Annotated in this window: 3 protein-coding genes; 2 read left to right on the forward strand and 1 reads right to left on the reverse strand. The window is 46.3% G+C overall.

All coding sequences use genetic code 11. The features are described 5' to 3' along the window. The coding region (locus QUB11_RS17910) for a Calx-beta domain-containing protein (protein WP_333201389.1) at window positions 1-2,926 on the reverse strand (2,926 nt) is incomplete at its 3' end. Between the two features lie 291 nt (window positions 2,927-3,217). Between QUB11_RS17910 and QUB11_RS17915 the strand changes: the two genes are divergently transcribed. Together QUB11_RS17915 and QUB11_RS17920 are read left to right on the forward strand one after the other, a co-directional pair. Then, a complete protein-coding gene (locus tag QUB11_RS17915) occupies window positions 3,218-4,573 on the forward strand; it encodes an AAA-like domain-containing protein (RefSeq protein ID WP_333201391.1) in 1,356 nt (451 codons plus the stop codon). A gap of 244 nt (window positions 4,574-4,817) precedes the next feature. Next, window positions 4,818-5,798 (forward strand): transposase (locus QUB11_RS17920; protein ID WP_333391306.1); only part of this gene is annotated, 981 nt, incomplete at its 3' end.

The following is a 5,798-nucleotide window of genomic DNA, read 5'->3' on the forward strand; positions in this document are numbered from 1 at the left end:
GAGTTTCTGTCGGAGTTTCTGTCGGAGTTTCTGTCGGAGTTTCTGTCGGAGTTTCTGTCGGAGTTTCTGTCGGAGTTTCTGTCGGAGTTGGCGTTTCTGTCGGAGTTTCTGTCGGCGTTTCTGTCGGAGTTTCTGTCGGAGTTTCTGTCGGAGTTGGTGTCGGAGTTGGTGTCGGAGTTTCTGTCGGAGTTGGTGTCGGAGTTGGTGTCGGAGTTGGTGTCGGAGTTTCTGTCGGAATTGGTGTCGGCGTTGGCGTTTCTGTCGGCGTTTCTGTCGGAGTTGGTGTCGGAGTTGGTGTCGGAGTTTCTGTCGGAATTGGTGTCGGCGTTTCTGTCGGTGTCGGCGTTTCTGTCGGAGTTGGTGTTGGTGTTTCTGTCGGAGTTGGAGTGGGATTAGAGTCATCACTATCATCATTGACAATAATGCCCGTACTTTGGTTGGCGGCGGGATTGATGGTGGCGTTGATGGCGTTGTTGAGGGTAACGCTGAAAGTTTCATTCGCCTCGAATTTGTTGTCGCCGTTAACAATTACAGCGATCGTTTTTGTTAGCGCTTCTGGCGGATTAAAGATGAGATTACCGTCATTATCTTCGTAGTCGAAATCGCCCGTAGTAGCAGTACCGTCATCTGTCTTGTAGTTAACAGTAATGGGCAAACCAGAAGCATTGGAGAGGCTAACAGTGTAGTTGTAGGTAGTTGTGCCTGTATTGCCTTCAGCTTGGTTAATCGTAGCGGGGGTGATGCTGACAGTTGGAGGGTTATCGTTATCTGCAATTGTCAAAACTGCATTGTTGTATCGATCGCCAACTGTAGCATTTCCCGTTGGATTAGTTAGAGATAAATTAACCGTTTCGTCAGCTTCGTCGATCGCGTCATCGGCGATCGGAATAATAACAATTTTTGGTGTCGTATCGCCCGCGGCAAAGTTAATCGCGATCGGCGTATTGGTGTAGTCAGCAGCAACAGCAGTACCATCCGTCAGCGTCAGCGTTGCCCCAACTGCACCTTTATTACCACCGATGCGATTGACGCTAATTGCAGTACCTACAACTGTACCGTTTTCATTCACCGTGTAAGCGGGATTGCTAAATTGCAGTAAGCCGGGGGAAGGTTGAGAAAATTCCGAAGTATCGTTAGTTGCTAAGTTAGTAGCAGTAGTGACGATCGCCCCTGTTGCAGTTAAAGGCGGCGATATAAAATTAGCATTGCCAGCAGCATCAGTTATGAGATTAACAAAGTTGAGATAAGTTTGTCCTTCGCCGTTACCGCTGGGATCTAGAACAGTATTGTCAAAAAATTCGACGCGGAAATTCGTATTGGGAATGCTGTTGAGAGTGCCGCTAATAGTAATGTTGCCGTTGCTAGCAGTTGCGGAGGTTAACACCGGGAAATTTTGCAAGCCGTTTCCGCCTGTATCTCCGTCTCCCAAGTCGTTTGGGGTAACGCCGTCGCTAGTTAAGGGATCGGCATCGTTATCGAGATCGATGCCTAAACCATTATTAGAAAAGATAGAATTGCCTAAAATTGCCAAACCGTTGCCACCAGTCACTTGAATGCCGCTGCTACCGCTAAATGCGATCGTATTTCCTTCTCCTGCAGCGGTACCGCCGATGCGGTTATTCACACCTGGATCTAAAGCTATGACGTTGCTGTAGAAAGTATTGGGTAAAGGAGTGCTGCCGTCAGCTTGCGTGCCGATATAATTGCCGATAACGCGGTTGTTAGTGACCTCGTTGCTATTAAGATAGACGCCCATTTGATTGCCGGAAATGACATTGCGTTCTTGCGGTGTCGTGCCACCGATGATGTTACTTTCGCCAGCAGCGATAAAGACGCCGACCGGATTTCCCAAAGCGGCAGTACCGCTGATATTTGTGCCGATATAGTTGCCGACAACTCGGTTTGTCGCAGCTACACCGCCTGAAGGTTCGCCTAAAAGTGTGGGCGCTATTGCAAAAAAAATACCCGCAGTCTGACTGCCAGAAATGATATTGCGTTCTTGAGGCGTCGTTCCGCCGATAATATTGTTAGAAGCGCTGCCAATAGAGATGCCATAGATACTGTTTCCTAGCGCTACATTACCCGTGATATCAGTGCCGATGAGGTTGCCGACAACTCGATTTTGATTGGCAGTTGGGCCGTTAATCGCAATTCCGCCACCAAGGCCCACATTGCCAGAAATCAGGTTGTCCTGAATCAGGTTTTCAGGCGCATTGCGGATGCTGATGCCACCGGTGTTGGCCATCGTATTGGCGATCGCAACAGTACCTGTAACATCAGTGCCAATACGGTTGCCGATTACTTGGTTGTTGCGCGCAGCGATGCCGGAAATCTCGATGCCAAGCCCGCTATTTAAATTGTCGTTGCCAGAGATTAAGTTGTTCTCGATCCGATTATCTGGAACGCCATCAATCCAGATCCCCCTGCGGTTGCCCCGATTGACCGTACCCGCAAGATCCGTGCCGATGTGGTTGCTGACGATCTCGTTGCCACCATTGGTTTGCAAGCGGATGCCTGCCGAGTAAAATCTGTTGATCGCTAAACCTTGCACGGTACTGTTCCCAGCAGTGATATCAAGTCCGACCATCCCAACTCCGGGGAGGTTGCCGCTGAGTTCCACCAGTGGCAAACCGTTATAGCCCGCGCCGCCTTGACTCCAACCATCGACGATCGCTGGATCGGAGATCGGCGGCAGTGCGGATAAAGGCTGAATTAATTGCTGAGAACCGATCGCCCCGATATTAAAGGCGATCGTGTCGCGATCGGCTGCAGTACCCAATGTACCGTTAATCTGTGCTTGTTCTGCCACTGTCAAAGCAGCAAAATTCAGAGTGCCATTCGCAACCAGAATTGCCTCTCTGAGGGTGAGGACGGCATTCCTGATATTCGAGTCATCTGTGCTATTAACGGTAATGGTAGCAGCCATAATTTTTCTCCTTATACCCTGGTGTTGGCGAGGTTCGGCTATTGTTGGTTAGGCGATCGATAATTGCGAGCGGGCGATCGGCAATCAAGTTGCTTCTAAACCAGTATATTTTCCCAGAATAAAACCGACCAGGGGAGTAAAATCAGGTGTTTCTACAAGGACTGACAGTAAAAACTCAGGTTAAATCAGTTAAAATACGGAAAAGTCAGGGTGGCTTTCTCCATGCAGGAACCATAGATATCTTGTAAAAGTCTGCATACTTACGTATATACGTACTTACGGGTCGAGCCCATGAACTCAGAATTAGACTTCTCTTGGAGCCAAACCAAAGAATCTGCCGATCGCATTTTTGCTCAAAACACCGGCAAATATCTCAGCGACATCGAAATGAAAGTCCTTCAAGGTTCTTGGGAAGGCAAAAGTTACGATGAAATCGCCAAAACTTACGGCTACAGTGCTGAATACCTCAACAAAGATGTCGGTAACAAATTGTGGCACAAGTTTTCAGAAGCGTTAGGAGAGAAAATTAGTAAGAAAAATTTCAAAGAAGCTCTAAGGAGATTTTCCTCGCCAGAATTACGTCAATTTACTAACATAAATCCGCCCTCGCGAACACTGAATGCGATCGCAAATTTGCCATTTCCCGAAGGTTCGGTATCATTAGATTCTCCTTTTTATGTAGAGCGTTGCAACATTGAATCTTTGTGCGGCGAGACTGTTGTGAAACCCGGTTCGCTGATTCGGATCAAAGCACCGGAAATGATGGGCAAAACTTCATTAATGACCAGAATTTTAGCTCAGGGCGATCGGGAAAACTATCACGCAGTTTATATCGATTTGAGGGCTGCAGACCGAGGAATCTTAACAAATTTGGAGAAATTTCTGCGCTGGCTGTGTTTGATGGTAAGCCGACAGTTAAAGTTAGAAAACAAGTTAAACGAATATTGGGATACGGATATTTTGGGCAGCAACGATAACTGTACGGTTTACTTTGAAGAGTATTTGCTGGCAGAAACATCAGCGCCTCTAGTTTTGGGGTTGGATGAAGTCGATCGCCTATTTCCCTACACCGAAGTAGTTGAAGACTTTTTGGGGATGCTGCGAAGCTGGCACGAAAAAGCCAAGATTTCGGATATCTGGAAAAAACTGCGGTTGGTAATGGCGCATTCTACCGAAGTTTATATTCCTTTGGACATGAATCAATCTCCGTTTAATGCGGGGGTGCCGGTTGAGTTGCTGGAGTTTGAGAGGCCGCAAATTCACGATTTAGCTCGCTTACACGGCTTGGAGTGGGATGAGGGGCAATTGCAAAAGTTAATAAGTGCGATCGGCGGACATCCTTATTTAGTAAGATTGGCAATGTATGAGATTAGTTGTGGCAAAACCTCATTAACTCAGCTATTAGAAAATGCGGCATCAGAATCGGGAATTTACAGCAGTCATTTACGCAAGCATTTGGAAATACTGCAACACAATCCAGAATTAGCTTGGGCTTTGAAAAAAGTTGTTAATTCCCCCGAACCAGTTGAATTAGATTCAATGCAAATTTACAAATTGCACAGCATGGGACTTGTGCGGCGGCAAAACAATTATGTGATGCCGCGGTGCAATTTGTACCGCGAGTATTTCTGCCGTGTTTTAGGTTGAAAAGCAGTGATAGTGCGTGCGATCGCGTAGCGTGCATTTGGCATTCGCTTATAAAGATCGAGCATGAAAACCCCGTGACTTTAGTCCGGGGATGAAAGGCAGAAGGAGGCTAAAGCCTCCCAGTTTCTTTTGTGGGATTTCAGGATTGCGCTGTAGAGTGCAACTATGTAAATCTTTATGAACTATTTGAGGTATATTAAGCCGATGTTGTTAGTATAAGAAGTATCGTGATGAGGTCGAAGTCATGCTAGTTTTTGAGTTCAAAGCATACGGTAAAAAGCAGCAATTTGCCGCTGTAGACGAAGCAATTAGAACAGTACAATTCATCCGTAACAAAGCATTGCGCTTTTGGATGGAAAACCAAAAAGTCGATAAGTATGACTTGAATAAGTACAGTGCTGTTTTAGCTAAAGAATGGACGTTTTGTGATGAACTCAACAGCATGGCTCGACAATCAAGCGCCGAAAGAGCGTGGTCGGCAATCGCCCGATTCTACGACAACTGTAAAAAGAAAATTTCCGGCAAAAAGGGTTTTCCGCAGTTTCAGAAAGACAATCGGTCGGTCGAATATAAAACGACCGGGTGGCGGATGGCAACTGACCGAAAATCTATCACTTTTACCGATAAAAAAGGCATCGGAAAACTCAAGTTGAAAGGAACGCGAGACTTACATTTCTATCAGCTTAGCCAAATTAAGCGAGTGCGCTTAGTCAAACGAGCCGATGGATACTACATCCAGTTTTGCGTTCAAGTTGATCGTTCCGAGAAGGTTGAAGTTACAGGTAATGCTATTGGATTAGACGTGGGGCTCAAAGAGTTCTACACAGACTCTAATGGTGTTACAGTCGAAAATCCGCGTTTTCTGGGCAAAGGAGAGCGCCGACTAAAGAAAGCCCAAAGGTGGCTTTCAAAGCGAGTCAAAGGTTCAGAAAACAGAAAAAAAGCTAGAGTGATTCTAGGGAAACGCCACCTCAAAATAAGTAGACAACGTAAAGATTTTGCTTTGAAATTAGCAAGATACGTCATCCAGTCTAACGACTGTGTAGCCTACGAAGACTTGAGAATCAAAAACATGGTGAAGAATCACTGCTTAGCTAAATCGATTAACGACGCATCTTGGTATATGTTTCGAGTGTGGCTGGAATATCTTGGCAAAGTATTCGGAAGAATTACAATTGCCGTGCCAGCCAATGGAACAAGTCAAGAATGCTCTAGCTGCGGGACA

This window comes from Microcoleus sp. B6-A1, assembly GCF_036705085.1.
Classification (GTDB): Bacteria; Cyanobacteriota; Cyanobacteriia; order Cyanobacteriales; family Microcoleaceae; genus Microcoleus.